Source organism: Microbacterium azadirachtae (assembly GCF_000956545.1).
Taxonomy (GTDB): domain Bacteria; phylum Actinomycetota; class Actinomycetes; order Actinomycetales; family Microbacteriaceae; genus Microbacterium; species Microbacterium azadirachtae.
This window is the reverse complement of sequence record NZ_JYIT01000016.1, coordinates 1-1,844: the sequence shown is the minus strand read 5'-3', so window position 1 is coordinate 1,844 and position 1,844 is coordinate 1. Positions and strand designations below refer to the sequence as shown.

Below are 1,844 nucleotides of genomic sequence, written 5' to 3'. Positions count from 1 at the left end.
CGCGCCTTCGAGATCGTCGACCTCCCCGCCCCTGCGACCCTGCGCGACGAGGAGGGCTTCGTCGACTGGAGCTACGTCAACCACCTGGTCACCAACGACGGCGTCCCGGGTACGCGTCGGCGAGGATCTCCCGCGCCCGCGCATCGGCGGTCTCGTCGCCGAAGCCGCAGGCGACGACGCCGTCGTTGGTGACCAGGTGGTTGACGTAGCTCCAGTCGACGAAGCCCTCCTCGTCGCGCAGGGTCGCAGGGGCGGGGAGGTCGACGATCTCGAAGGCGCGACCGGCGGCGTCGGTCTGCGCGGCGAGGTGCTCTCGCAGGGCGGCGGACACCTCGAAGTCGGGGTGGGCGGGATCCTGCTGTGCATGCAGGAGGACCCGGCCGGGGGAGGCGATGGCGGCGACGATGTCGACGTGGCCGTTCGTGCCGAATTCGTCGTAGTCGCGGGTGAGGCCGCGGGGCAGCCAGACCGCCTTCGTGGCGCCGATCGTGCGGAGCATCTCGGCCTCGACGCGCTGTCGGTCGAGGTACGGGTTGCGGCGCGGGTCGAGCTGCACCGTCTCGGTCAGCAGGACCGTGCCCTCGCCGTCGACGTGGATCCCGCCGCCCTCGTTGACGAGTGCGGAGCTCACGAGCTCGGCCCCGACTTCGGCGGCGATGATGCGCGCGTGCTGCGCCGCGTGCTTCCAGCTCGCCCAGGCGGGGGCGCCCCAGCCGTTGAACACCCAGTCGACCGCGCCGAGCACACCGGGTCGCTCGGGATCGACGACGAAGGTCGGACCCGAGTCGCGCATCCAGAACTCGTCGACGGGCGCCTCCAGGATCGTGACGTCCGAGGAGAGCATGCGGCGGGCGCGGCTCAGCTCGCTCGGATCCACCAGGATGGTCACCGGCGTGAACGCGGAGACGGCGTGCGCCACCGCGGTCCAGGTCGCGTAGCCCTCCTCGCGCAGGGCGTCGGTGTCGCCGAGGGTCTCGCCTTCGGCGGGGAAGGCCATCCAGACGCGGTCGTGGCGGGCGGTCTCGCTGGGCATCTGCCAGGGCATCGGTGCTCCTTGGATCGGGTTCGCGGCACTTATTGAACAAGTGACCAACTAGCGATACGGTATAGCCTCATGAGCACCTCGTCAAGCCCTCGCCCGAAGCGGATGCCGCCGGAGCAGCGCGAGCGGGCGATCCTCGACGCGGCCGTCGCGCTCGCACGGCGGAGCGGGATCGCGGGACTCACCGTACGCACCGTGGCGGCTGCCGCCGGCGTCACGCCCGCGCTGGTCGCCCACTACCGCCCGAGCATGGACGCGTTCGTGGCCGATGTGTTCGGTGCGATCGTCGGCGCCGAGCGCGAGGAGGTCATGACGGCCGGGCGGGCGGAGGCGGGCCTGCGATCGCGCATCACCCGGATCGTCGAGACCCTGCTCGACGGCGACCGCGACGACGTCACCCTGGTCTGGGTGCAGGCGTGGGCCGCCGGCGCCCGCAACGAGGAGCTCGCCTCCCGGGTACGGCGCGAGATGGACAGCTGGCAGCAGGATCTCGAGGCGGTCGTCGCCGAGGGCGTCGCCGCGGGCGAGATCACCCCGACGCAGGCGGAAGGCGCGGCGTGGCTGCTGCTCGCCACGGTGGACGGCATGAGCGCGCACTCGCTGGTGAAGTGGGCGCCGGAGGACCGCACCGGCCTCGCGCGGCGGACCGTCGCCGCAGTCCTGGGCTGACGGCGCGCTGCGCCTGCCCTGCATCCCGTCCCCGCAGGGTTTCCCCATCCCGCTCGCTGGTCGCGGATCGCGGGTGTTCGACGTCTAGAATCGCAATCCGCGACCAGCGAGCGGGATGGGGAAACCCTGCGGG

At 72.2% G+C, this 1,844-nt stretch carries 2 protein-coding genes and 1 pseudogene; 2 read left to right on the top strand and 1 reads right to left on the bottom strand.

From position 1 onward, the window contains the following. Positions 1–105, top strand: a pseudogene (locus RL72_RS20315) (agmatine deiminase family protein); the annotation flags it as partial. On the opposite strand, the gene RL72_RS00120 reads toward RL72_RS20315, so the two are convergent. Then, the gene (locus tag RL72_RS00120) at positions 89–1,045 is read right to left on the bottom strand and encodes an agmatine deiminase family protein (RefSeq protein WP_082071860.1); all 957 of its coding nucleotides are present in this window, start codon (positions 1,043–1,045) and stop codon (positions 89–91) included. The pseudogene RL72_RS20315 and the gene RL72_RS00120 sit on opposite strands and share 17 nt — an antisense overlap. 69 nt (positions 1,046–1,114) lie before the next feature. Between RL72_RS00120 and RL72_RS00115 the strand changes: the two genes are divergently transcribed. Beyond that, the gene (locus RL72_RS00115; protein WP_045248769.1) at positions 1,115–1,711 is read left to right on the top strand and encodes a TetR/AcrR family transcriptional regulator; all 597 of its coding nucleotides are present in this window, start codon (positions 1,115–1,117) and stop codon (positions 1,709–1,711) included. Positions 1,712–1,844: the final 133 nt, after the last annotated feature.